We start from the raw sequence: 23,453 nt of genomic DNA on the forward strand, positions 1-23,453 counted from the left end.
TGCCTGCGCACCAGGCCGGAGGAGTCGGAGACGACCTCAATTCAATGTCGTATTGCACACACGCGCAAGGATCTTGACGACGCGCTCCGCGTCCGCTGGACGGTCTTCGGTCAGGAGCTAGATCTCCTCGCAGCCGCCCCCGCTGCGCCGCGCGAGGTCGACCCGTACGACACCCTCGATACCACGCTCCATTTCGTCGCCTACGCGGATGGGCAGCCCATCGCCACCGCCCGGCTGCTCCTGCCCAACCCCGAGGTAACGGGCGCCCGCCGCGGCTGCCTCGGCATGGACCTGCATCCTGGCGGCCCTCCTGCCGTACATGCTGGAGGCGCTCTCGGCCCACCGCGCTGGAGACGCCGCGGCGCGCCTGGTGGCGCGCGCCCGTATCCCTGGCAGTGCAGGCCACGGTGACGCTCGAACATCTCGGAACCGCCGGCTACTCGTCCGATACGCCCCTCGCGAAGCTCACCCCGGATGGAGCGTACCAGTGGGCTGATGCCCTGAACAGCTCGTCGAATGATCACATGAAGGACATCACGATGGATGGCTCGAACAACCTCCACGTGACCCGCGGCCCTGATGCGCACCGCCTCCCTCCCGATGACTTGTGCCCCGGCTGCCCGAGCGCAAGCTCCCCCTCTCGATGTGCGCCCCGCGCGAGGCGACGATGCATTTTTTCAAATCACCCGCCCCGCCCGTCCGGAACTCCTCTGCAGAGACACCCCGCAGCGCGGCTCCTCCGCGCCGGGGGGAGGTATTACCATGACCGCACCCAGGATTCCGCCGACCTCATCCGCCGCGCAGCGCGCGTCCACCCCCGTGCTACCCTCTGCGTCGATGCCGCCGTCTCTCCGCGTGATCCGTCGCTCCGAGGTCGTGCCGGACCCCGAGCGCTGGGTGCTGACGGAGGAGACGGTGCCCGAGTCGAGCCCCCACGATCTCTTGAGCGAGCGGATCCGCGACCTGTTGCTCGGATGGGCTGCCCGTTCCCAGCGCGTCGTGAAGATCGGTCGCAACCTCGCTGTCCGCTGGGACCGCCAGCATCCGCGGCTCGGCGTCGATCCGGACGTCTACCTCGTCGAGCCGCCTCCCCCGGAGGGGGACGCCGTGCGCAGCCTGAAGCTCTGGAAGAAGGGCCATGCAGCGCCGCGGCTCGCGGTGGAGATCGTGAGCGCGCAGCATCCGACGAAGGACTACGTCGTCGCGCCGCAGAAGTACGCGGCCTGCGGCGTCGAGGAGCTGTGGATCCTCGACCCATCCCTGGAGGGGCCGCGCGCACACGGAGGCCCGTTCCGCATCCAGATCTGGCGTCGCCTGAGCGACGCCTCGTTCGCGCAGGTGCATGCCGGCGAAGGGCCCGCGCGGTCAGAGTTCCTGCAGGCGTGGCTCCACGCCGTACAGACGCCGGCTGGTGGGTCCTTCGATATAAGCACCAGCGCGGCGGGCGCGGAGCGCTGGTTGACGCCCGAAGAGGCGGAGCGCGCCGCCAAGGAAGCTGCGCACCGCGAGTCCGCGCGCGCCCAGCGCAAGGCCGAGGCCGCGCAGCGAGAGGCCGAGGCCGCGCAGCGAGAGGCCGAGGCCGAGCGCGCGGCCCGCGAGGCTGCCGAGCGGCGCGTCCGGGAGCTCGAGGCGCTGCTCGCCCGCGCTCGGTCGTGAGGCGAGCTGAGCCGCGCGGCGTGGCGACGGAGAGCGCGGCTCATGGGAGCGCATCCTCGCTCCTGAAGTGCCTGTTGTCGCGGGGACATTGATGGCTCGATCCGCCAACCTCGACACAATGCGGGGCAAGCGTCTCCCCGTCTCCAACGGACGACGCGAGGCTACTGGCTCAGGTGCTCGATGGTGACCACGCCGTGGCCGCTCGGCGTGCACACGCCTTCCTCCCCCGCGGGGTTGGCGCCGCCGTTCCAGGAGCCGCCGCCGCCTCCCACACGGCCACCGCCGCCTCCCGAGTAACCGCCGCCGCCGCCGCCGCCATAGCAGCCGTTGCCAGCGCCGCCGCCGCCATACCCGCCGTGAGCCAGGCCGCCGCAGGACTTCCCAACCCCGCCCTTACCACCCAGGATCCCTGCCGAGAAGGCGAAGCCGCCTTCGCCGTAGGCTCCGTCGGACGCGCCGTTGCCCAGCCAGCCACCGCCGGCGGAGCCGTAGGACGCGATCCTGGTACCACCGAGGCCGTTGGCACCGCCCGCGATGAACCCGGACGTATAGCTGGAGCTCACCGAGCCACTTACACCAGCCGCGCCGACGCTTCCGTTGCGACCATTGACCAGCGCGCCGGAGCGGACCCCGCCGCCTCCACCGGCGATGAGCAGGGGGGAGCCGTTCAACGTGACGAACGTCCCGCCGCCGCCGCCGCCGCTGTAGGGGGCGGGGGTACCCTTCTGGCCGACGAGGATCGCGACGTTGTCACCGACCGACAGCGTGAAGTCTCCGCTGATCTGAGCGCCGCAGCCGCCAGAGATGTTTATCGCCTGCGAGGCGCTGGCGCCGCGAGCGCCGATCGCCGTGATGCGATAGACGCCGCTCTCCTGCACCGTCCACGATTGCAGCGAAGGCGGTCCCGTCGGTCCCTCGTACGACACCCCGTCCACCGTGTTGGTGAACTTGAGCTTTCCCTTCAGCACCGTGAACGGCGAGAAGCCCTGGGTCATGCCGCAGACCTGGACCACGCTCACCGGATTGTCTGGATCGCTGTAATCGATGCCGCAACTCCATTCATCGGTACAACCGCACGCCGCGAGATCGTCGATACAATTCATCGCTGGCCTGTCCGCTCCCGGCGGAGTTTCAAGCACCTCCCACGCGCTCGTCGTCTCATCATAATGACCAAGGGAGAGGAACTCGGTCGGCTCGGGACCCAGGAACTGCCTCTTCACGCACACCTTCACCAACTGGTCGTCGCCTGGACCAATTGGATAGCTGGCCGTTGTCTTGATGTCGTAATAAATAGGGTTACATCCGACATCTGCGGCGACATCCCCATTCGCGCAGAACGCCACGAATCCCTCCGGCGGCGCGGGACCGAAGGGGGTCTCGGTCACGGTGGTGACGCCGGGCGACGTCACCTGAGGAAACTCCAGGCTCACCTTGAGCGCCGTGCCCTCGATCGGCGTGACCAATACCTTTGGCTTGGAGGGATCTGCGCTCGGGAGTGTGGGTACCGGCGTTCCGAACGTGACTTCCTGGGTGCCGAGCTGTGTCACAGATCCACTGATCGTGGCGTACGAGCTCATGATATAGGTGCCCGGCTCGGCGGCCATGGTCAAGGCGGGCATGTCGCTCGGATCCGAGGAGCCGAACGCTCGGAACCATCGGTACGATCTCGGCGAACCATCACCATTGAATTCGTTCCGGTAGGCATCGATGTAAGGACTGCTCAGGAGGGCCGATGAATCTCTGACGGAGAAATAGGCGTTGCTCTTGACCAGCGTCACGTCTTCGGCGCCGATGTTCTGCGCTGCACCCGGAGCGACCGTGATCGGCGAGACACCGATGTCATTGTAGAGATAGCGGTAGTATTGAACATTGAGCGGGAGCTGTGGGTCGGACGAGTCGGAGAGGCCGAACCTCAGAAGGTAGCGTTTCCACACTCCGCTCGGGAGCAAATGATCGAACCGACCATCGGTCGGCGTGAAGTGCTCGGCCGACGTTTGGATAGCCGGGCTCGGATCCTGGCGTAGGAGCTGCGTATGTACCCAGGAGAGATCAGCGTTGGAGAAGAGACCGCTCACGTTCAGAGTCACCTGGCCCGTGCCCAGCGTCTCGACGAAATCCTGGGTGCTCGTCGCTCCGGCGGTGATGGTGACACGATGCGACCTGGTTTCGGAGTACTGGGATGCGAAGTTGCTCCGCAGGTACACGTCGTACTGGCCAGGCGAAAGGTCGATCGTGTAGGAGCCATCAGGAGATACCTGCATCGAACCGTTGGATCCCTGGGTTGGCGTGTTGTTGACACCCCTGAAATACAAAGTTTGATCGGTGATGCCGCCGCCCGGGTCAAAGGCGATGATCCCCTCAAGCGTCCCCGTGCTGGTGAGATCGATCGGCCAGCTCACGCTCGCTTGCTCCGCTTGCAGATTGACCGTCTGCGCGCTGAGGGGACGCGTGACCTGGGTCGTCCCGTCTGCGGCGACCAGGCCGACCGTGCCGTACACGCTGACCGCATCCCGGGGAACCATCACATTCCAGCTCGTGACAGATGACGGCCGCGGGCCGGAGAGGTTGTTGTATGTCCTCGCGAAGTAAGACTCGGCGCTGGTGCCTACGGACGCATACACGTCATAATAGGCGATCGCACCTCCAGTCACGTTGATCGTGAAGTTGACGCGACGGGTACTCGGGTATTGCCAGTCGACCGTGGTCGGCCCGTTCGCGTTGTCGACAAACACCGACGCCGACCGGCCGATCCGCAGAAACGTCGACCCAGCGGTAGGATTGCTGAAGTAAGCCTCGATGCTGGGGGTATAGCTGTGGCCGCTCTCCACGGTCATCGAGTACGTGCTCGTCGTGACTGACTCCCTCGCCCCGAATCCGTCGGGGGAAGAGGCGGACACCGTGGCGCTCGTGAGCGTCTCGCCGCTGAACGACAGCTTGCCCGTCATCTCCGCGGGATTGAGGATCAACACGGTCGACGCGGCGGCGCCGCCTGCGATGACCAAGCTCGCGATGAACACCGCGCCGCCCGCTACCCACACCAGCGATTTCTTCGATCGCACACGCATAGTTCGCTCCTGGTCTCTCCATCTCGACGCAGGCGAGCTGACGCTCGGCCCGCAGAAGTGGCCCCGCTTCTCCGCGCTGGCGGATACGGCGAGGCTCTCCCGCACAGCGTGCGCGAGGTTCGCCGTGGTCGTTCACGGGCCGCCTCGAGAATCGGCTGACTTCAACTGGCGAGCCGCGCTGCAAAGTAAGCCCGAGCTCGGCGGGTCGATATACTACTTTTGTGGTATGCCCCCGGAGGGCATCGGAAGGTCTGACGTAACCCTCGCCGTTGCCCGTGACCGCATGCGGGACGGCGGTCCCGGCGATTGCCGGTGTCCCGAGTACCGGCGACGGCGCGGCTCGTGTCAGCTATCCGCGTGTGTCGCAAAGGCATGTGACCATGACCCAGAACATCTACGACGATCCCGGATTCTTCGAGGCCTACAGCCAGCTCCGCCGGTCCGTCGAGGGCCTCGACGGCGCACCGGAGTGGCCGGCCCTGCGGGCCCTCGTGCCCGACCTGACGGGCCTGCGCGTGGTGGACCTCGGCTGCGGCTTCGGCTGGTTCTGCCGGTGGGCGCGAGAGAACGGCGCGGCCCATGTGCTCGGCCTGGACGTGTCCGAGCGCATGCTGCAGCGGGCCAGGTCAGCGACGTCGGACGAGGCGATCGCCTATGCGCGGATGGACCTGGAGCGCCTGGACCTGCCGGAGGCGGCGTTCGACTTCGCCTACAGCTCCCTCGCCCTGCACTACATCGAGAACCTGGGCGGGCTGCTCGCGGCCGTACGCCGCGCCCTGACGCCGGGAGCGCGCCTGGTCTTCTCGGTCGAGCACCCGATCTACACGGCCCCGAGCCGCCCCGGCTGGCGCGTCGACGCGGACGGGCGCAGGACCTGGCCGGTCGACGGCTACCTCGTGGAAGGCCCGCGCACGACGAGCTGGCTGGCCGAGGGCGTGGTGAAGCAGCACCGCCCCCTCGGCGCCACGCTCAACGCGCTCCTCCGCGCGGGCTTCGCCGTCTCGCACGTGGAGGAATGGGGCCCGACCGACGCGCAGATCGCCGCCCGGCCGGAGCTCGCGGAGGAGCGCGAGCGGCCGATGTTCCTGCTGGTGGCCGCACAGGGCTAGCGCGTCCGCCCTCGGGCCTCCGCGACGTCGCTCCCCTCCCCCGCGTCAGTCCCCCCCGCCCCCCACCTCGCGCCAGCGGATATCCACCCGCTTCGCGCCGAGCTGGGTCGCGAGCGCCGTGAGCTGCCGCTCGGCCTGCGCCTTCGCGCGCGCCATCACGTTCCCCTCGAGCGCGGCCTTCTCGATCGCGGCCGTCGCCTCCTTCCGGGCCCGCGACTCGAGCTGCTCGTTGCGCCGCGCGAGCAGGCTCGTCGACCGCGTGTAGACGTACGTCTCCTCCTCGTCGAGCCGCGTCGAGAACACCTCCGGCGCCGGCAACGTGAGCCGGGCGACGCCGGTCTCTGGATCCATCGCGATGTCGTCCTCGCCGATCCGCGCGAGATCGACGCCGATGGTGACGTGGCCGACCGCGACGAGCAGGAGGGCGTCGGTGGCCTGGACCAGACCGAAGAGGCGGCTCTGCCGGTCGGCCAGATCCACGACCTTCTCGACGTGCACCTCCGTTGTCTCGAGCCGCGCCAGATCGCGGATCGCGATCACGAGCGCGGGGGACGGCCGCGCGACGACGGTGTCCGGAGGCGCGGGGGCGCGGAGGCGCGGCGCCACCACGAGCGCGCCGAACCCGACCGACGCGAGCAGCGCGACGACGAGCAGCGCGATCCGCGCGGCGCGGCCCGCCGGCGCGCGGGGGCGCGGCGCGTGAACGGCGACCGAAGCGTAAGGGTCCTGGAGCGGGCCTTCCATCAGGGCTACCTCCGAGGACCACGGGCGCGCTGCAAGCGCTCGCGGCAGCGCCGCTGGACAGAGACCAGCGAGCCGCGCGTCCTCGTGAAAGAGTTCTGAGAACAGGAAGGCCGGAAGGCGAGAAGAAATCAACCTGCCGCGACCGCCGGGGCCCGCCCCGCCCGCGAAGCGGCCCCCCACCGCCGCGACCGCGCGACGCCCGCGCACCCGAGAAACCGCGCGACGCCCGCGCACCCGAGAAACCGCGCGACGCCCGCGCACCCGAGAAATCGCGCGACGCCCGCGCACCCGCGCATCGGCCTCACGCCGCCGCGAAACGACCTCACGCCGCGGGCAACGTGCACCGCGGCGCGACCGCCCTCGGGCCCGCGCTCGCCGACGAGAGCGCCCGCTCGAGCATCCAGTCGTCCACGTCGCCCTCGGCCGCCTGCTCCAGCGCGAGCCGCACATCGCGGCTCGCGCAGCCCTCGGCCGCGATCCGCAGCCGCTCCGCGGTCTGTCCATCGCGCCACGCGGAGAGCGCGAGCGCGGCGCCGATCCGGAGCTCGGCCGGCGCCGCGCCGTCCTCGAGCACCGCGAGCGCCTGCTCCCGCGTCAGCTTCGCCGTGCGGTAGTCGGCGCCGGACTCGCTCACGAGCCGGCGCAGCGCCGCCCGCCAGGCCGTCGCCGGCAGGCCGCGGCGCTCGAGCAGCGCGCCCGCGCGCGCCGCCTCGGGAGCGCCGCGCCCGCTCCGCTCGCGGAGCAGCGCGAGCAGGTGCTCGCGGCGCCGCTCCGCGAGCACCATGCTGAGCCCCGTCTCCCGGGGATCGCGCAGCAGCTGCAGCGGCACGAGGGTGAGCGGGAGCTCCTCGCCGCCCGCGAGCACGAGCTCGACCCCGAGCGCCGTCTCGTCGACCCGCTCGATGCAGCTGAAGGGGATGAAGCGCTCGCCCGCGTCGTCCCGGAGCGAGAGCCCGTCGCTGCCAGCCACCAGCACGCGGCGCGCCGAGCCCTCCCTGAGCAGCGCCGCGAGCACCCACGCCGCGGCGCCCGTGACGGCGCCGAGCGAGAGCGCGACGTCCGCGTCCAGCACCGACCAGCAGATCAGCGACACGAGCGCCGCGACCCCGACGAACAGACGGCGCCGGAGCGGCGGCGGGACGTCGTCGTAGAGCCGCGCGCTCCACGTGCCCCGCGCCCGGCCGGCGGCGATCGCGCCGACGAGCCGCTCCGCGTCGCCCGGATCGTCGAGGCGCACGCGGATGATGTCGCCGTCGTCCGTCCTCAAGGCGACCTCGCCGCCGGAGCTCGAGAGCCGCGCGCTCGTGAGCGAGGGGAGCGAGAACGACCTCCGATCGCCAGGACGCTCGATCCACAGCGCGCTGCTCACCCGGACGACCGCCGCGCCGGACGAGCCCACCGCCGCCAGCAGCCACGCGAACGGCGCGTACAGCATGCACATCACGCAGACCAGCGCGAGCAGCGACCCGAGCAGCGCGAACGGCATCAGGACGCTCGTCGCGAGCGGGCCGGCGAGCGGCTCCACGAGCGAGGCGACCGAGAAGAGGACGAGCAGCCACGCGAGCGTCGAGGTCCACATCCGGCTGATGAACCGGGCGTCCGCGTAGGGCTGGACGACAACCCCGCAACGCTTGAACACGCCGTCACTTCCAGCGGTTCCTGCCACCCCATCACGGTGAGGTCCCCCGCCCGCCAGTTCAAGCACACAGCGCAATTTCAGCGCAGGAGGAAGCCCGCGCCGTCGCGGCGGCGGCCGTCCTCAGTACGCGTCGGCCGGGGCGCGCGCGTCCGCGGGGAGCGTGAGCGGGAGCATCTCCACGGCCGCGTCCCCGCCGTCGAGCCACTGGTACCGCGCCAGGTTCGAGAGGACACGACCCACATAGGTGCGCGTCTCGTCGTAAGGGATCCGCGCCACCCACACGTCGGTATCCCTGTCGATGCTGCCCTCGAGCCAGTGCGACACGGCCTTCGGGCCAGCGTTGTACGCCGCCGTCGCGAGCGGCAAGCTGCCCGCGAACGTCCGGAGCAGCTTGCCGATGTAGAAGCCGCCGAGGCGCAGGTTGAGCGGCGCGCTCTTGAGCTGATCGAGCTCGAAGCCGAGCGAGAGCTCGCTCGCCGCCTTCTTCGCCGTCGCCGGCATGAGCTGCATGAGCCCGACGGCGCTCGCGGGGCTCACCACGACGGGATCGAACGCGCTCTCCTGGCGCATCAGCGCGTGAACGAGGCCCCTCGGCAGCGCGTGCTGCGCCTCGAGCGCGCGCACCTCGCCGGCGTACGGCTCCGGGTAGACGCACTCCCACGTCCAGCGCTCGGCCTGCGAGGGCGCGCGCTGGAGCGCCGCGGCGGAGACCGCCCGCGTGCCCACCCGGTAGCGGCGCTTCGCGGACGAGAGCATGCCGTACATCCTGCAGAGCGCCTCGCTCTCCTGGCCCGCGTAGGGCAGCGTGACCTCGCGCTCGTTGTCGGCGAGGTGGGCCTCCGCGTCGCGATCGAGCCCCATCGAGGCGAGCAGCGCCGCGGCCGGCGGCAGCTTCACCTCCACGGCGCTGGCGTCCCGGACCGACGCCGGGACGAGCAGCGGCGGCATGGGCGCGCCCACCGCCGCGAGGCGCGACCGCGCGAGCAGCGCGCCCCACGAGAGCGGCTGCTCCCGCATCACCTGCGTCCAGAGCCGCACCGCGCCGTCGCGGTCGCCGCCGCGCAGCGCCGCGAGCCCCGCGAGCTCGCGCAGCCTCGCCACGTCGGCCGCGCCCGCGTCGCGCGCGAGCTGCTCGAGCGGCTGCCGCGCGCGCGCGGCGCTGCCCGTCGAGAGCATCGCGAGCGCCCGCTCGCGGAGCGCGTCGCCGCGCCGCTCGCTCTTCGGGTAGGCGTCGATGAACCGGCCGTACTGCGCGACAGCGTCCGCGTAGCGCCCGACCTGCACGAGCAGCCGCGCCGCGAGCAGGCTCGAGAGCTCTCCCCACCGGGTCTTCCGGAACCTGCGCGCGACCTGGAGGTGCCGCTCGATCGCCTCGCCCTCGCGCTGCAGCCGCGAGAGCGAGCGCGCGGCGAGGTGCAGCTGCTCCGCCTGGCGCGCCGACGGCGACGCCGCGACCTTGAGGAACGCCGCGGCCGCGCCCTCGTAGTCGCGCGCCTGGTACAGCGCCGCGGCCCGCCGGTGGTGGAGCTCCGACGCCGGCACGCCCGACAGCCCGTCGAGCTCGGCGATCGCCTCGGCCGCGCTGCCCGCGGCGACCATGGCGTCGACCTTCTGGAGCCGATCCTGCGGCGAGAGCTGCCCCGGCATCGCGGCGAGGAGCTCCGCGGCCTCGCGCCCGTCGGCCGATGAAGGCGCGCTCTTCACGAGCCACCGGAGATCCGCGAGCGCGAGCGCCGCCGCGGCGGCGCCCGCGCCGCCCTTCTCGCCAGACCGCTCGGCCGCGTCGCGCACGCCGAGCAGGACGCGCGCCCGCGCCATCCGCGCCGCCGCCTCGTCGCGCGACCTGCGCGCGCGCTGCGCCGCCGCCACGGCCCGATCCGCGAGCGCGCGGGCCTGCTTGAGATCGCCGCCCTTCATCGCGGCGATCGCCGCGCGCGAGAGGCCGGGGGCGTCGCCGACGCCCTCGAAGTACGCCGCCGCCGCGAGGAACGGCCCCACCTCGAACGCCGCCTCGGCGCGGTAGCGCGCCACCTCGCGGGCGAGCAGCGGCAGCGCCTGCTCCAGGCCGTGGAGCAGCTCCACGGCCTTGCCGTGATCGCCGAGCTCGAACGCGACGCGCGCCCGCGCGTACTTCATCGCCGGCAGCGTCCGCTGGTCCACGGGCAGCGCGTCGAGCCGCTCCGCCGCCTCGGCCCAGCGCTCGAGCCGCACCGCCTCGACCCACGCGCCGTCCACCATGGACGGCGCGAGCGGCGCGAGCGGCGCGACGGCGGCGGCCAGGCCGTTCAGGGCGAGCGGCACGGGCGGCGGCGCGGCGCGCGCGGTGCTCTGCGACGGCGGCGGCCCGGCCGCGTGGTGCTCTGCGCACGCGGCGAGCAAGAGGCCGAGGACACACGCGGCGGCCAGCCGGCGACGCGCTACCCGTGAAGACGGCTTCGGTAACGACGGAGCCCGTTTCATAGCCGACCCGGCGCGGTGGACGACCCGCCGGCAGCGCGCCGTGAGGAAAGAGCCCAACGGGGCGACGGCCACCGCGCGCAGGCCGCTCGCACCGCAGCGCTCGCGCTGCCGACCACTCTAGCTAGCAAGCTTCGATGCCAGGTCGCAAACAAAGTGGCGGGACGGACGCGATCCACTGCTTTCCGATCTCGACGTCCTCCTCGAACAGGAAGGCCGCCACCTCATCGAGCGAGCCGGCCCGGTTCGGCGGCGCGCCCAGACGGAGCGCCGCGGCCTTGCCGAACGCGGCGACCACCGGGTGCGGCGAGCTCGCGAGGCGCAGGAGCTCCGGCACGAGCTCCGCCGCCCCGAGCACGCCCGCGAGGATGGCCGCCAGCGGCCGCGGATCGGCGGGGCAGTCGTAGCTCCACGACAGCGCCGAGCGCAGCACCGCGATCGTCTCGGGCGCCGCCGTGCGCGTCGCCGCGGTGCGGTAGCCGCCCCCGGGGAGCGCGAGCTGCGCGGAGCCGCGGCTCGTCGCGCAGACGCCGTCCGCCACCTGCAGCAACGCCGCGGCGATCGGCTCGGTCACGCCGTCGCCGAGCACGGTCTGCCCCTCGATGTCGCCGGCGACGGGCCGCGCCGCCTCCTGCGCGTAGCCCTCGAGGTTGGCGAGGAGCCGCTCCAGGTCCACCGCGCCCGCGGCGCGGCCGGCGAGCACGTCGCGCTCGGTGTGCACCGTCACGAGGCTCGACACGATGGCGGGCGTCCCGCCGCGCATCGTGTGGGAGACGTCCACGCTCACGCGCTTCACCGCGGGCCACCGCAGCACGCGCGGCTCCGTGTCCGGGTCGACGAGGATCCCCCAGGGGACGACGGCCATCGTCACCTCGCGCGCGCCGCGCTGGGCCGGGAGGCGCGGCTCGGCGCGGGCCAGCGCGAGCACACCGAGCGCGCTCCCCATGGCCATGAGCCCCAGCGAGAGCGTCTGGCTGCCGGCGCTCCAGACGGCCGCGGAGATGCCCGCGAGCCCCGCGGAGCCCGCCGCGGCGAGCGCGCCGGTCGAGCCGGGCTCCGGGTGGAGGCACACGTAGCGGAAATCCGGCGGAGGCAGCTTGCGCAGCACGGTGACGACCCCGGAAGACGAATCTAGGCTGCCGCGCCCCCGCGCGCTACCGGGTGCGCGGGCGGCCGCGCGCACGCGCGAGGCATGCCACGGCGCGTCGAAGGCGCGCCAGCGGCCGAACGTCGGTGCTGGGGGCGTTCCGCGGGCGCGCTGCGCGGTGATAGCTTCGCGAGCGGTGCTGCTCTCTCGCGTCCGCCTCGCCCACGTCGGCCCCTTCGATGACCTCTCGCTGTCCTTCGGGGACGCCTCCGGCGCGCCGCGCCGGCTCGTGGTCCTCTTCGGCGGAGACGGTGTGGGCAAGACCTCGATCCTGTCGGCGATCGCGTCGACGCGGCCCGGATACGCGGTCGCACAGCTGAGGTCGCGCGGTGAGGAAAGCGCGCCCCCGGTCGTGGTCACCGACTGGATGCTCGGGACGGACGATCCGGCGCGCGCGCACCCGCTGCGCATCGCGAGCCCGAACGCGCGCCTCGACGAGCCCGAGGACGCGGCGCTCCTGCGTCGGCGGGAGCAGTCGCTGTTCGAGCGGCGCGCGGCGGAGGGCGGCTTCGTCCTCGTCGCGCTCTCGGGCGCGCGCTGGTTCTCCCGCACCTCGATCGTGCTGACGACGCCCGAGCGCAGCATCCTCCGCTACGACGTGCGCGCGGCCGCGAGCTTCGACGACGCGACGCGGACCGACCTGGCCCGCGAGACGAAGCAGGTGCTCTCGTTCGTCCCGGTCGCGGCCGCGCTCGCGCGCGGCAACGCGACGGAGAGGCCCGTCGCGCCGCCAGGCGGGCACGACGGGCGGAACGGGCACGAGGGGCCAGGCCGACACGACGCGCCGTCGAGCGCGCGCCCCGATGCGCACGCGGACGGGCAGCCTGACGCGCAATCGGACGCGCCGTCGAACGCGCAGTCGGACGCGCCGTTGGACGTACGATTGCACGCGCAATCCGCCCGCCTCGACGCGCTCGATCGCGCGCTGAAGGAGGTGCTCTCGGCGCTGCTCGACGGCCACGGCGCGCGGTACGTGGGCGTCGATCCGCTCCGGCTCGAGCCGATCTTCGAGCGCGCGGACGGCCAGCGCGTCGACTTCGACGACCTCGGGCGCAGCGCGCGGCACACGATCGCGTTCGGCGCGCTGGCGCTCCGCGCGCTCGCGGCCGCGCACCCGAGCGGCGATCCGCGCCTCGCCGAGGGGGTGGTGCTGATCGACGACATCGAGGCGCAGCAGCCGGTACACCGCCAGCGATCGCTCGCCGCGCGCCTGCGCGCGGCGCTGCCCAACGTGCAGTGGATCATCACGACCTCGTCGCCCGCGATCGCGCTCGGCTGCGAGCTCTCCGACGTGATCGCGCTCCGCCGCGAGCCCTCGTCGGGGCGCGTCGAGCTGCACGAGGGCCCGGACGCCGTGCTGCACTGAGCCGCTCGGCGGCGGCGCGGTCCCGGGTTCACCCGTCCCCGAGGCGCGCGCCCCTGCGTCACGCCACGCGGCGCGGCCCCGGGCTCACGCCGCTCCAGCGGCGCGCCGAGCGCGTCAGGCGAGCGGCACAGCGAGGAGCACGACCTCCTTGCCGCGCACCTCGATCTTGTAGCGCATCGGCTTGCCGTGCTTCTGCCCGAGCTGTTGCTCGCTCGACTTGAGGCGGGCGACGAACGCGTCGCGCGTGATGTGATCCACCGGGTCGCCGAGCGACTTCTTCGCGGACATGTACTCGGCGAAGATGCGCGCGTAGTAGGCGTCCTCCGGCTCCTCGAAGAGCGCCTTGGCGTCCGCCGGGATCTCGTCGGCGGGCAGCGCGGCCATGCGCTCGTCGACCTCGAGGGCGTCCCGGAACGACGCCGACGTCGGGGCGCGCGACGGGCGCCCCTCGGCGTCGGTCTCGTCCTCCTGCACGCCGAGCAGCTGGTTCAGGAGCGAGTTCAGCCGGAACACGAGCCCGCCGAGCTCGGCGTGCTCGATCTCGAACCTCAGATCCGTGCGGCCGTTCATGATCGCGAGCAGGCCGTCCTCGATCTCGGAGACCGGATGCGAGATGTACGCGTCCAGGAAGTAGGCGGCGACCACGACGAGCACGAGGCCGAGCGCGCAGACGCCGAGCAGCGGCCAGAGCAGCGAGCTCGCGAGCCCCGGCGTCCGGGGCTGCGCGATGCTGAGGAGCACCGCCCGCCGCCCGTCGCCGTAGCCGTCGAGCGCATGCCCGACCGCGGTGTACTCGCCGGACAGCCCGCCGATGTCGACCGTCCGCCCGTAGCTCAGCGCCTGCAGGGCGCTGTCCTTCGCCGGCGACGCCGTGAGCGCCGCGAGCAGCGGCGCGGGGGCGTCGCGCGACTTCGCCACGACGTCGAGCCCGTCGCCCGACTGCATCGCGACGACGAGGAGGCGCCCGCTCGTGCGCTCGCTCGCGTTCGTCAGCCGCTCGTCGTTCAGCGCGGTGCCCACCGCGACGGCGCCGATGATCTGCCCGGCGTCGCTGCGGATGGGCGCGTACGACGCCAGCAACTGCTCGTTGCGCGCCCGGCTCACCCACACGTCCGAGCCGGTCACGCCCTGCTCGATGGCGAGCTTCAGCGACGGGTAGACGGCGCCGAGGTTGTCCCCGCGCATGAGCGCGGAGGCGTTCCGCCCGAGCACCACGCCTTTCGTGTCGACGAGGACCACGAGCGAGGGCGGGGTCCTGGCCAGCTCGGGCGAGGCGGCGACCGCCTCCCGGATGGCGTTGGCGGCGCTGGTGGCCGCCTCGGCGCGCGCCGGGGCGGTCCCGGCGTTGAACGGCTCGCGCAGCTTCGGGTCGCTCGCGTGGGAGGCGAGCCACCGCTCCAGCACGAGGCCGTCCACCTGCAGCTGCGCCATGGCGGCCGCGAGGGCGCGGGGCGCTTCGCCCGGGCTCGCGATCTCGCCGAGGGAGGCGCGCGCGAGGGCGTACGAGAGCCCTCCGACCATGAGGACAATCACGGCGAAGACTGCGATGATCTTTCCGCGCATCCTGCGTCTCCACTCCTTCTTGCCGGGGCTCAGGGCAAGCTACCATCCGCTGCGGCGCTGCTACAACTCTCCACCCAGCTCATGGTGCACTTGAATCAGCACTCCGAAGGCCCGCGCCTCTACGTCGTCGACGATGCGCTGTTCGAACAACACCGCGCGCGCGGCGCGCACCCCGAGCGCCCGGAGCGCCTCGAGGCCGCCCGTCGCGCGATCGAGCGCTGCGCCGCGTCTGGCCTCACGCTGGAGCGCGTCGCGTCGCGCGACGCCGCCGAGGAAGAGCTCGCCCGGGTGCACGCCCCTCGGTACCTGGAGTCGCTCGGCCGGCTCAGCGGCCACTACGCGGCGCTTGACCCGGACACCTACGTCGTCCCGCGCTCGGTCGACGCGGCGAGGCGGGGCGCCGGCGCGGCGGTGGCGCTGGTCGAGGCGGTGCTCGCGGGCCCCGGTCAGCTCGGGGTCGCGCTGCTACGCCCGCCTGGCCACCACGCCACGCGCGAGGCGGGCATGGGCTTCTGCCTCCTGAACAACGTCGCCGTGGCGGCGAGGGCCGCCCTGAGCAGCGGGCTGTCGCGGGTGGCGGTGATCGACTTCGACGTGCACCACGGCAACGGCACGCAGGACATCTTCTGGGACGACCCGCGGGTGCTGTTCTGCTCGCTGCACCAGTGGCCGTTCTACCCCGGCACCGGCGCCGCCGAGGAGGTCGGCGGCGGTGAGGGCGCGGGCTACACGGTGAACGTGCCGCTGTCCGACGGGGCGACGGATGCGGTCTACGAGGCGGCGTTCGACGAGATCATCCTCCCGGTGCTCGACGAGTACGCGCCCGAGCTCATCCTGGTCTCGGCGGGGTTCGACGCGCACGAGCGCGACCCGATGGCGACGATGAAGCTGTCGCGCTCGGCCTACGCGGCCATGGGCCGCCGGCTCGCGGCGATGGCGACCGCGAAGGCGAAGGGGCGGCTCGCCTTTCTCCTGGAGGGTGGCTACGACCTGGCCGCGCTCGAGAGCTCGCTCGCGGCGGCGCTGCTCGCGGCTTCCGGCCGCGAGGCCGCGGAGGAGCTGGCCGGCGCGCCCGGGCAGTCCGGCGCGCCCGGGCAATCGGCGCCGCCGCCGCGCGCGCCGATCTCGACGCGCCACCGCGCGGACCTGGACCGGGCCCGCCGGGTCGCGCTGCGCCGCTGGGCAACGCTCTGAGCGAGGCGCCCGGCGCCGCGCCGCAGCCGGGGGCGTGGAGGAGGAGGCCGCCGGGCGCGGGGGGTTGAAGCAGACGGCCAAGGGGGCGGCCGCGGCTCGCAGCAAGGGGGTGGCCGCGGCGCGCGGGTGTGCGCGCGGGTGTGAACGAGGGCGGGCCGAGGCGGCAGGAACGGGCGCGCGGGCCGCGGGAGGCGGCGGCCGCCAGCGCCTCCCGGGGGCGGGGGGAGAAAACAGCGACGCGACGGTGCGTTTACCCGATTGCACTCTGCGCCGAGCTGAGTATTCTGCCAGGCCTTCGCAGCCCACGGGCCGCGAAGAACGGTGGGTATAGCTCAGTTGGTAGAGCACTGGATTGTGGCTCCAGTTGTCGCGGGTTCGAATCCCGTTACTCACCCCAGGTAGAACAGCCCGAAGCGGCGCCGCTCATGCCCTGGCCGGCGGACTCGCTTCCGCTACTTCGCCCAGAGCACCGCGAGATCCAGCTCGATCGCGTCGAAGGGCTCGACGCGGACGTGCGCGGCGTCGCGGTGGACGACCGCGGGCCCCCAGCGACGATCCTGGCCGAGCACGTACACCTCGAGCGTCCGCGCGATCGGGTCGACGAGCCACGCGTAACGCACGCCCTCGCGCGCATAGACCGGCATCTTCTCGTCGCGGTCGAAGGAAGCCGTCGACGGGCTCAGGACCTCGCAGATCCAGTCCGGGGCGACGGCGAAGTAGGCCGTCTCGGGCAGCTCGGGCATGCGCTCGCGGCGCCAGCCGGCGAGGTCGGGCACGAGCGCCTCCACCTCGCCCGGCGCGTCCGGGTCGGGGAAGTGGAGCTCCGGCTCGTCCAGGATGACCCAGCCCCCCGGGCCTCCGCGTCCACGCTGGAAGGGGCCGATGAGCTCGCCTCCCAGGCCCGACGACGTCCAGGCGTGCTTCGGCGCTGGCCGAGGGAACACGTGCAGGGTGCCGCGGACGAGCTCCGCGACCTTGTGCGGCGGGACGGCTTCGAGGTCGGCGTACGTGGCGCGACGCTGCTTCTCGGCGGGCTGACCCATGACCCGAGCCTGCCCGGGGACGCGAGGCAAGGCAAGGCGGCGAGGAGCACGCGCAGGGCGGCGCGTCGGCTGGAGCGCTTATCGGCTCAGGGCTACGACCGCGCCGCTCAACTCTCGTTTCCACCGAGCCTTGTGTCCGGAGAAGGCCGGATGAGCCATCGATTTGCGATCGGCGTGCATGGCACTGGCCAGCAATTCAAGCCGCCAAGCAAGTCGGCGTGACGCGCGGCACACCGGCGGCGCGCCACGCGCAACCTGGTTTCTGCCGGGGCGCCGCTCATCCCCTGGCCGGCGGACTCGCTTCCGCTACTTCGCCCAGAGCACCGCGAGATCCAGCTCGATCGCGTCGAAGGGCTCGACGCGGACGTGCGCGGCGTCGCGGTGGACGACCGCGGGCCCCCAGCGACGATCCTGGCCGAGCACGTACACCTCGAGCGTCCGCGCGATCGGGTCGACGAGCCACGCGTAACGCACGCCCTCGCGCGCATAGACCGGCATCTTCTCGTCGCGGTCGAAGGAAGCCGTCGACGGGCTCAGGACCTCGCAGATCCAGTCCGGGGCGACGGCGAAGTAAGCCGTCTCGGGCAGCTCGGGCATGCGCTCGCGGCGCCAGCCGGCGAGGTCGGGCACGAGCGCCTCCACCTCGCCCGGCGCGTCCGGGTCGGGGAAGTGGAGCTCCGGCTCTATCAGGATGCGCCAGCCACCAGGGCCACCGCGCCCGCGACCGAAGGCGCCAACGAGCTCGGTAGCCAGCTCGGTCTCTGCCTGTGCATGCCGCGGCGCCGGCCGGGGGAACACGTGCAGGGTGCCGCGGACGAGCTCCGCGACCTTGTGCGGCGGGACGGCTTCGAGGTCGGCGTACGTGGCGCGGCGCTGCTTCTCGGCGGGCTGACCCATGGAGCGAAGCCTGCCCGGGGGCAGACGGCGGGGCAAGACGGTGAGGGGCGCTGCCGAGAGCACGACCCCGCGGCCACCGAACCGAGCGCTCGACGCGAGGCGGGCTGCTCACCCACGACCGCGCCCGCGCGGCACACAACGATGAGCGCGCCCGCACGGCATGGTGCGAATCGCTCGATTCAATAAGTACTCTCCGCGCGCCCCGGAGACATCGATTTCTGGATATCCATCCATCGCGGTGAGCCATTGCCCCATCCCCCGGAGACAGCAAGTCTTTTTTCTGTAACCAGTTTGCCACAGTACCCGCGTAGCGTCCGCGCCCATGAAAACCACTCTCCCTGGGAGCCGCGCGCTGGCCGCGCGCCTCATGTCTGCCGCCCTCCTCGCGCTCGGCGCGCCGGGGCTCGCGTCGTGCGCCGTCGAGCCGGCCGACGCCGCGGATCATGCCGAGTTGCCGGCCCCCGGCGACGTCGATGTCGTCCGGCCGCTCAAGCTGTCAGAGCGCGCCCGCGTGCCCGAGAAGGAGCCGGGGTTCGTCGCTGCAGAGCTCGAGGCCCACGAGATCGTCATCACCCACGACGGGAGCCTGCCGCCGTTCGCCGCGGGCGACGTGCTCGGCGGCACGGCGGGCGGCGGCTACCTCGTCCGGGTCGTGAGGGTCCGCGCACTCGACGACGCCCGGGTCGCGCTCGAGACGACGCCCGCCCGCCTCACGGAGTTCCTCACCGAAGGACACTTCCACGTCCACTACGACGCTCGCGAGTACGCGCGCGCCATCGACGAGCACCTCGCGCGCGCCCGCGAGCTCGGCGAGGAGGACGGCGAGCAGATCGCGAGCCAGGCAGAGGCCCTGAAGGTCTCGTCCGGCGCCTCGATGAAGCTCCTCGATCTCTCGTCGGCCTCCCTCCCGGCCTCGTGCGGGATCACCGCGCACGGCGCGGCGGCGCTCGATGTCACGGCCGAGCTCTCCCCGGCGCTCGACCTCGAGGTCCACGTCGGCCCGAGAGGCAAGCTCAACCCGGTGCCGGAGCTGAAGCAGCTCCGCTTCGTCGCGTCCGGCAAGCTCGACGTGAGGGCCAGGCTGGAGGGCGCCGGCACGGTCACGGGGAGCTGTACGGTCGACCTGCTCGAGCTCGCCGGCGGCGTCCCGAGCCTGCCGCTGCCGACGCTCACCTTCTGGGTGGGCCCCGTGCCCGTGATCGTCACCACGGAGGTCGTGCCGAGGGCGAAGGCCGACCTGGCGCTCTCCTTCACGGCCGCCGAGCTGGCGGCCGAGGCGCAGACGACCGCCGAGATCGAGGCCGGGGTCGATTACACGGACGAGACGTGGAGCACGATCTGGGAGCCCTCGTGCGCGGCCTCGGGGACAGCCTCCGTCGGGGCGCCCGGCGCGATCACGGCGTCCGGCAAGGTGAGCGCCGGCGCGGAGCTCCGGGCGCGCCTGTACGGCATCCTCGGCCCGAACGTCGGAGTCCAGGCCTACGCGCGCGTCACGGCGGAGACCGCGCCGCCCTACTGCTCGTACGACGCGCGGGTCGACGGCGGCGTCCGCGCCTACGCCGAGGCGGAAGCGGGCGTGTCGGTCGGCCCGCTCGACCTGACGTTCAAGAGCCTCGATCTCGTCGATCTCGAGCTCTTGCGCTTCGACGGCCCGCACACCTCGGGCAAGCTCCGCGACGCGCCCGAGTGCGACGCGGAGCCCTGATCACGGCGCCCTCTCGGACCGGGAGGCGACACGGAGGCGAGGCGCCTCGCCTGCCGCGCGCCCGAGCGCCTCACTGGTCCGCGCACAGCACGTAATCGCAGGACGCCTCGGCCACGCACTCCTCGGTTCGTTCCACGAGGTCCTCTCCCTCCAGGCCGAGGCACGCTGTCTCACAGCTCGTCTGGCTGGGCGGCGGAGTCCCTTTCTCCTCCGCGCAGAGGATACGGTGCTTGCAGAGCTCACTGCACGCGTGCAAGTTCTCTTCGTCCCTGCACCCTGAGGCCCCCGCGGCGAAGAGGCCGAGCGCGGCGACGGTGACGATGACGAGGGGGATCGATCGGAGTCCTGCGTTCTTCATGGGCAGCTCATCTCGGTTGTGGAACAGCGACCCTCCCCGGCGAGCGACCCGATGCCGACCGGCAGCCCGGGGCAGCGCGCGAGGAGACGAGCGCGGGAGCCGTCACGACACCAGCGCTTTGCATCAGGCCTGCAAGCCTCACCATGAGGCCACGCCCTCGCGCCCAGCATAGACGAATCCCCAGGCGCCGCCCAAGGCCCGGCGGCGCGCGCCCGGCGGCCCCGCGCCCGGCAGCCCCGCGCGACGGCCTCGTCTCGCCGTCGCCGCGCCGTCGCCCGCCGCGCCGCGCCGCGCCGCAATTGACCGCGCACTGCGCGGAGCACTACGCACCCGGCGCCGCTCCGGCGAGCGCGCCCGCTGGCTGGCTCGATCCGCCAGGCGTGGTACATTGCGTCATGGGCGTCCTGACGCGCCCGCCGAGATCGACGAATGTCCGCCAAGGAATCCGATACCCTGCTCGTGGCCCATCCAGCCCAGCGGCCGGATCGCGAGAAGCCCGAGTCCACGCGGCTTCCGCTCGTGCTCGTGGTCGACGAGGACAGGAGCAGCTGGCAAGCGCTCGGCGCCCTCCTCTCGGAGCGATACCGCCTCGTCGTGTGCGCCTCGGCCCTCGACGCGGTCGCCGCCTTCACCGACGACACCTGCGCGGTGATCATCGACGTGCGGATGTCGGGGCAGGACGGCTTCTGGGTCTGCGACCAGATCCGCAAGGTGCAGCCCGAAGTCCCGGTGATCTTCTATTCGGCTTACCAGGACGAGAAGGACTCGTTCGAGGTCATCAACGCGCACCGGCCGTTCGCCTACGTCGACAAGCACGGCGCCGCGCAGAGGCTCCTCGACGCGCTCGAGAAGGCGACGCGGATCTTCCAGAGCACCCTCCGCAGCAGGCGGATCATCGAGCGGCTGCAGCGCCGCCGGCAGGAGGCTGTCTGACATCGCAGGAGGCGTCGCAGGAGGGCGAGGCCGGCTCGAGCGGCCATCCGGCATCGCCGACGCAGGAGGACGAGGCCCGCTCGACAGACCCCCCGACACCGCCGGCGCAGCGGGGCGGGGCGCGCTCGGGCGGCGACCGGAGCGACCTGTGGCGGACGCTCGTCCAGCTGGTGCTCAGCCTGGGCGCCCTCTTCGGGCTCATCGCGCTCGCGGCGCACCTCGCGCGCGACCAGCTCGACGCGCTCGGCCGCGGGTTCGTGCAGCGCTTCGGCCTCGCCGGCATGTTCGTCGGCACCTACCTCGCCGACGCGTTCTCGTTCCCCATCCCGCCGCAGTTCTACATGCTGACGGCGATCTCCTCGGGAGGCCCGCAGGTCGGGCCCATGATCGCGATCTCCGCGGCCTCGCTCCTCGCCGGCTGCACGGGTTACCGCCTCGCCGGCCACCTCGCGCGCTTCCGCATCTTCGCGGCGCGCCTCGAGCGGACGCGGCCGAAGATAGACAGGCTGTTCGAGCGCTACGGCATCTGGGCGATCGCGATCGGGAGCATCTCGCCCGTCCCCTTCTCGATGCTCTGCTACCTGTCGGGGCTCTACCGCATCCCGCCGCGCTACTTCTTCCCTCTGGTGCTGTTCCGGGTGCCCCGGCTGCTGCTCTTCTACGCGCTCATCCGGATGGGATGGAGCCAGTGACGCCGGCGGCGTGAGCCCTACCGGCGGCTGTCCGCCTCCTCGGGGGACTGGTTCACCCGGACGCGCTCCAGGATCTGGTCGACCATGCCGAGGTCGATCCCGGAGCGCTCGACGACGTTCCTGGAGAACAGCCGAGTCGCCTCCTTCGCGAGCTCCTCGTCCGGGAGGAACGGCCGCGCGGTCGACCGCGGCGCCGGCAGCCCGATCTCCTTCTCCAGCTCGGAGATCGCGCGGATCATCTCCTGGTAGCAGGCGGAGGCGATCTGCACCGAGAACGGGAACACCTGGGCGTTGCCCCGGCCGGCGCGCACGGCGTGCAGCGTCGCGGCGGCCTGCTCGGCGAACTGGCGGCTCCCGAACGCGTTGGCCATCTGCGCGTACATCGCGAGCGACTCCTGGTCCGCCGCGAGGTCCTCCTCCTTCGTGCGCGGCGCGCCGGACGGCGGCACCGAGGACCACCGGACCACCATCCGCCCATAGTCGTCGAGCGCGCGCCGCTGGAGGGTCAGTCGCTCCAAGAGCGCCTCTCGCCGCTGTCTTTGGACCTCCGCTCTCTCCTCGTGCTCGGCCCGGCGATCCCCGCTGAGCTCTGCCGATCTGCGCGCCAGGTAAGCGCCGATGAAGAGGGCGACGCCGTTGCTAACAGCGATGAAGAGCATCTCCAGAATCTTGGGATCCATGCTGGTTCTAAAGACTTCTAGCACGATCGCGCTGAACGCAGTGATATGCCGCATGAGGCGAGGAAAACTTGGCCACCGCCCTCCTCCCGTGCAGGTGCGCCGCCATCCCACAGGCGGCCGCGGCGCCGGCGCCCGCTGGCGAGGCGAGCGCGCCTTCAGCGCCCAGCCGGCGCCCAGCCATCGAGAAGCGACCCGCGGGCGCGCCTCGCCGCTCTATCGCCGCTCTAGCCGCGCGGGCGGCCGTGATAAGCTGTCGGCATGGCCGGTTCACCCGACGCCGGGGCGGGCCCGCACCTGGACGGGCTCGAAGGGACGCTGCGCGAGGCGCTGGAGAGGAGCCTCGCGGACCGGCTCTCGGGGCAGGCCGGCGCGGAGCTCAACCTGGACAACGCGTTCTGGGGCGCCCCCGCGCCGCGCGACCTCGGCGAGGCGCTCACCCGCCTCGGGCCGACGGGCGTCAACGTGGTTGTGCGCATCTTCGAGCGTCTCCGGGACATCGACCCTGCGCTCGGGCTGTGCAGACAGATCAGGTATCTGCGCAACGTGTGGCACGGTGGGAGCGCGGGATTCAAGGTGGTCTACGCGGAGCCGGCCGCGATGCGCGAGCTCCTCGACGGCCAGCTCGCGGGGGCGGGCGGCCGCCGCATGGCGCGCGACACGATCCTCGGGGGGATCGAGCACCAGCGGGGCGCGCTGCTCGGTGCGCTCCCGGGGAGCGTGGCCTTGCTCCTCCGGGGCGGCGAGCCGCTCGACGCGGACACCTGGCGCGAGGTGCACCGGCCCGGTCAAGAGGCGGTGCACGTCTGCGTGGGCAAGCGCGAGCCGCGGCTGCCGGAGCTCGACGACATCCATCTCGACTGGAAGTCCCCGGTGGTGGGCGTGAACGAGGCGAGTCGCCGCTGCCGGTATGGGCTCCTCATCAGCGTGGTGCACTGGACGCAGGCGAGGTTCGGCCTCGGCAAGCCGGAATTTCCGCTCCAGAGCATCGATGAAAAGGTCGCCGCCCTCTCCGCCCTCCCCGCGCGCCACGACGCGCCGGCGCGCTGGGACGCGTTCGTCGCGCGCTGGCGCGGCGCGCGGTGGACGCTGGCGATGCGGGGCAGCGACGGCGCCGCGGAGGCGCTGCGATGGCTCCGCGAGTGCGATGAGCTCGCCCCGACGCGGCGCGGGGACGGCTGAGGCGCCCGTCGCGCTTCCTTCGGCGC

Annotated in this window: 18 protein-coding genes and 1 tRNA gene; 9 read left to right on the plus strand and 10 right to left on the minus strand. The window is 72.5% G+C overall.

What is annotated here, in order from left to right:
• Positions 1 to 837 precede the first annotated feature (837 nt).
• The gene (locus WME89_RS38400) at positions 838 to 1,656 is read left to right on the plus strand and encodes a Uma2 family endonuclease (RefSeq protein ID WP_438004562.1); all 819 of its coding nucleotides are present in this window, start codon (positions 838 to 840) and stop codon (positions 1,654 to 1,656) included.
• A gap of 161 nt (positions 1,657 to 1,817) precedes the next feature.
• Here the strand turns inward: WME89_RS38400 and WME89_RS38405 are convergent, their stop codons facing one another.
• Complete coding sequence (locus WME89_RS38405) at positions 1,818 to 4,715, minus strand: endo-1,C4-beta-glucanase (protein WP_438004563.1); 2,898 nt, start codon at positions 4,713 to 4,715, stop codon at positions 1,818 to 1,820.
• 386 nt (positions 4,716 to 5,101) lie between these two features.
• Between WME89_RS38405 and WME89_RS38410 the strand changes: the two genes are divergently transcribed.
• Positions 5,102 to 5,830, plus strand: coding sequence for a class I SAM-dependent methyltransferase (locus tag WME89_RS38410; protein WP_438004564.1), 729 nt, complete (start codon positions 5,102 to 5,104; stop codon positions 5,828 to 5,830).
• Positions 5,831 to 5,875: 45 nt separating this feature from the next.
• On the opposite strand, the gene WME89_RS38415 is transcribed toward WME89_RS38410, so the two are convergent.
• The 4 genes from WME89_RS38415 to WME89_RS38430 all read right to left on the minus strand — a co-directional run bounded on the left by WME89_RS38415 (position 5,876) and on the right by WME89_RS38430 (position 11,778).
• Positions 5,876 to 6,574 carry a DUF4230 domain-containing protein gene (locus WME89_RS38415; protein WP_438004565.1) on the minus strand — a complete coding sequence of 233 codons (699 nt, stop codon included), beginning with the start codon at positions 6,572 to 6,574 and terminating at the stop codon, positions 5,876 to 5,878.
• A 322-nt stretch (positions 6,575 to 6,896) separates the two neighbouring features.
• The gene (locus WME89_RS38420; protein ID WP_438004566.1) at positions 6,897 to 8,213 is read right to left on the minus strand and encodes a hypothetical protein; all 1,317 of its coding nucleotides are present in this window, start codon (positions 8,211 to 8,213) and stop codon (positions 6,897 to 6,899) included.
• A gap of 120 nt (positions 8,214 to 8,333) precedes the next feature.
• On the minus strand, positions 8,334 to 10,592 hold the full coding sequence (locus WME89_RS38425) for a transglycosylase SLT domain-containing protein (protein WP_438004567.1): 2,259 nt from the start codon (positions 10,590 to 10,592) through the stop codon (positions 8,334 to 8,336).
• A 202-nt stretch (positions 10,593 to 10,794) separates the two neighbouring features.
• On the minus strand, positions 10,795 to 11,778 hold the full coding sequence (locus WME89_RS38430) for a hypothetical protein (protein WP_438004568.1): 984 nt from the start codon (positions 11,776 to 11,778) through the stop codon (positions 10,795 to 10,797).
• A gap of 175 nt (positions 11,779 to 11,953) precedes the next feature.
• Between WME89_RS38430 and WME89_RS38435 the strand changes: the two genes are divergently transcribed.
• Positions 11,954 to 13,183 (plus strand): hypothetical protein, encoded by a 1,230-nt coding sequence (locus tag WME89_RS38435; protein WP_438004569.1) that lies wholly within the window; start codon positions 11,954 to 11,956, stop codon positions 13,181 to 13,183.
• A gap of 114 nt (positions 13,184 to 13,297) precedes the next feature.
• On the opposite strand, the gene WME89_RS38440 is transcribed toward WME89_RS38435, so the two are convergent.
• Positions 13,298 to 14,746 (minus strand): MXAN_5187 C-terminal domain-containing protein, encoded by a 1,449-nt coding sequence (locus WME89_RS38440; protein ID WP_437619720.1) that lies wholly within the window; start codon positions 14,744 to 14,746, stop codon positions 13,298 to 13,300.
• 81 nt (positions 14,747 to 14,827) lie between these two features.
• Here WME89_RS38440 and WME89_RS38445 point away from each other — a divergent pair, with 81 nt between their 5' ends.
• Together WME89_RS38445 and WME89_RS38450 are read left to right on the plus strand one after the other, a co-directional pair.
• Complete coding sequence (locus WME89_RS38445) at positions 14,828 to 15,940, plus strand: histone deacetylase family protein (protein ID WP_438004570.1); 1,113 nt, start codon at positions 14,828 to 14,830, stop codon at positions 15,938 to 15,940.
• Between the two features lie 321 nt (positions 15,941 to 16,261).
• A tRNA-His gene (locus WME89_RS38450) sits at positions 16,262 to 16,337 on the plus strand.
• A 55-nt stretch (positions 16,338 to 16,392) separates the two neighbouring features.
• Here the strand turns inward: WME89_RS38450 and WME89_RS38455 are convergent.
• A complete protein-coding gene (locus tag WME89_RS38455) occupies positions 16,393 to 16,983 on the minus strand; it encodes a Uma2 family endonuclease (protein WP_438004571.1) in 591 nt (196 codons plus the stop codon).
• Positions 16,984 to 17,289: 306 nt separating this feature from the next.
• Positions 17,290 to 17,880, minus strand: coding sequence for a Uma2 family endonuclease (locus tag WME89_RS38460; protein ID WP_438004572.1), 591 nt, complete (start codon positions 17,878 to 17,880; stop codon positions 17,290 to 17,292).
• A 322-nt stretch (positions 17,881 to 18,202) separates the two neighbouring features.
• On the opposite strand from WME89_RS38460, the gene WME89_RS38465 reads away from it, so the two are divergent.
• Complete coding sequence (locus tag WME89_RS38465; protein ID WP_438004573.1) at positions 18,203 to 19,585, plus strand: hypothetical protein; 1,383 nt, start codon at positions 18,203 to 18,205, stop codon at positions 19,583 to 19,585.
• A 70-nt stretch (positions 19,586 to 19,655) separates the two neighbouring features.
• On the opposite strand, the gene WME89_RS38470 is transcribed toward WME89_RS38465, so the two are convergent.
• On the minus strand, positions 19,656 to 19,943 hold the full coding sequence (locus WME89_RS38470) for a hypothetical protein (RefSeq protein WP_437659875.1): 288 nt from the start codon (positions 19,941 to 19,943) through the stop codon (positions 19,656 to 19,658).
• A 429-nt stretch (positions 19,944 to 20,372) separates the two neighbouring features.
• On the opposite strand from WME89_RS38470, the gene WME89_RS38475 reads away from it, so the two are divergent.
• Together WME89_RS38475 and WME89_RS38480 are read left to right on the plus strand one after the other, a co-directional pair.
• Positions 20,373 to 20,876: a response regulator gene (locus WME89_RS38475; RefSeq protein WP_438004574.1), complete on the plus strand. Its 504-nt coding sequence runs from the start codon at positions 20,373 to 20,375 to the stop codon at positions 20,874 to 20,876.
• Positions 20,877 to 21,046: 170 nt separating this feature from the next.
• Entirely contained in the window at positions 21,047 to 21,568 is a 522-nt protein-coding gene (locus WME89_RS38480; RefSeq protein WP_437619727.1) for a YqaA family protein, read from the plus strand.
• A gap of 17 nt (positions 21,569 to 21,585) precedes the next feature.
• Here the strand turns inward: WME89_RS38480 and WME89_RS38485 are convergent, their stop codons facing one another.
• Positions 21,586 to 22,248: a hypothetical protein gene (locus tag WME89_RS38485; RefSeq protein ID WP_438004575.1), complete on the minus strand. Its 663-nt coding sequence runs from the start codon at positions 22,246 to 22,248 to the stop codon at positions 21,586 to 21,588.
• A 258-nt stretch (positions 22,249 to 22,506) separates the two neighbouring features.
• Between WME89_RS38485 and WME89_RS38490 the strand changes: the two genes are divergently transcribed.
• Complete coding sequence (locus tag WME89_RS38490) at positions 22,507 to 23,427, plus strand: hypothetical protein (RefSeq protein ID WP_438004576.1); 921 nt, start codon at positions 22,507 to 22,509, stop codon at positions 23,425 to 23,427.
• The last annotated feature ends 26 nt before the right edge of the window (positions 23,428 to 23,453 follow it).

Source organism: Sorangium sp. So ce321 (genome assembly GCF_051530195.1).
Taxonomy (GTDB): domain Bacteria; phylum Myxococcota_A; class Polyangia; order Polyangiales; family Polyangiaceae; genus Sorangium.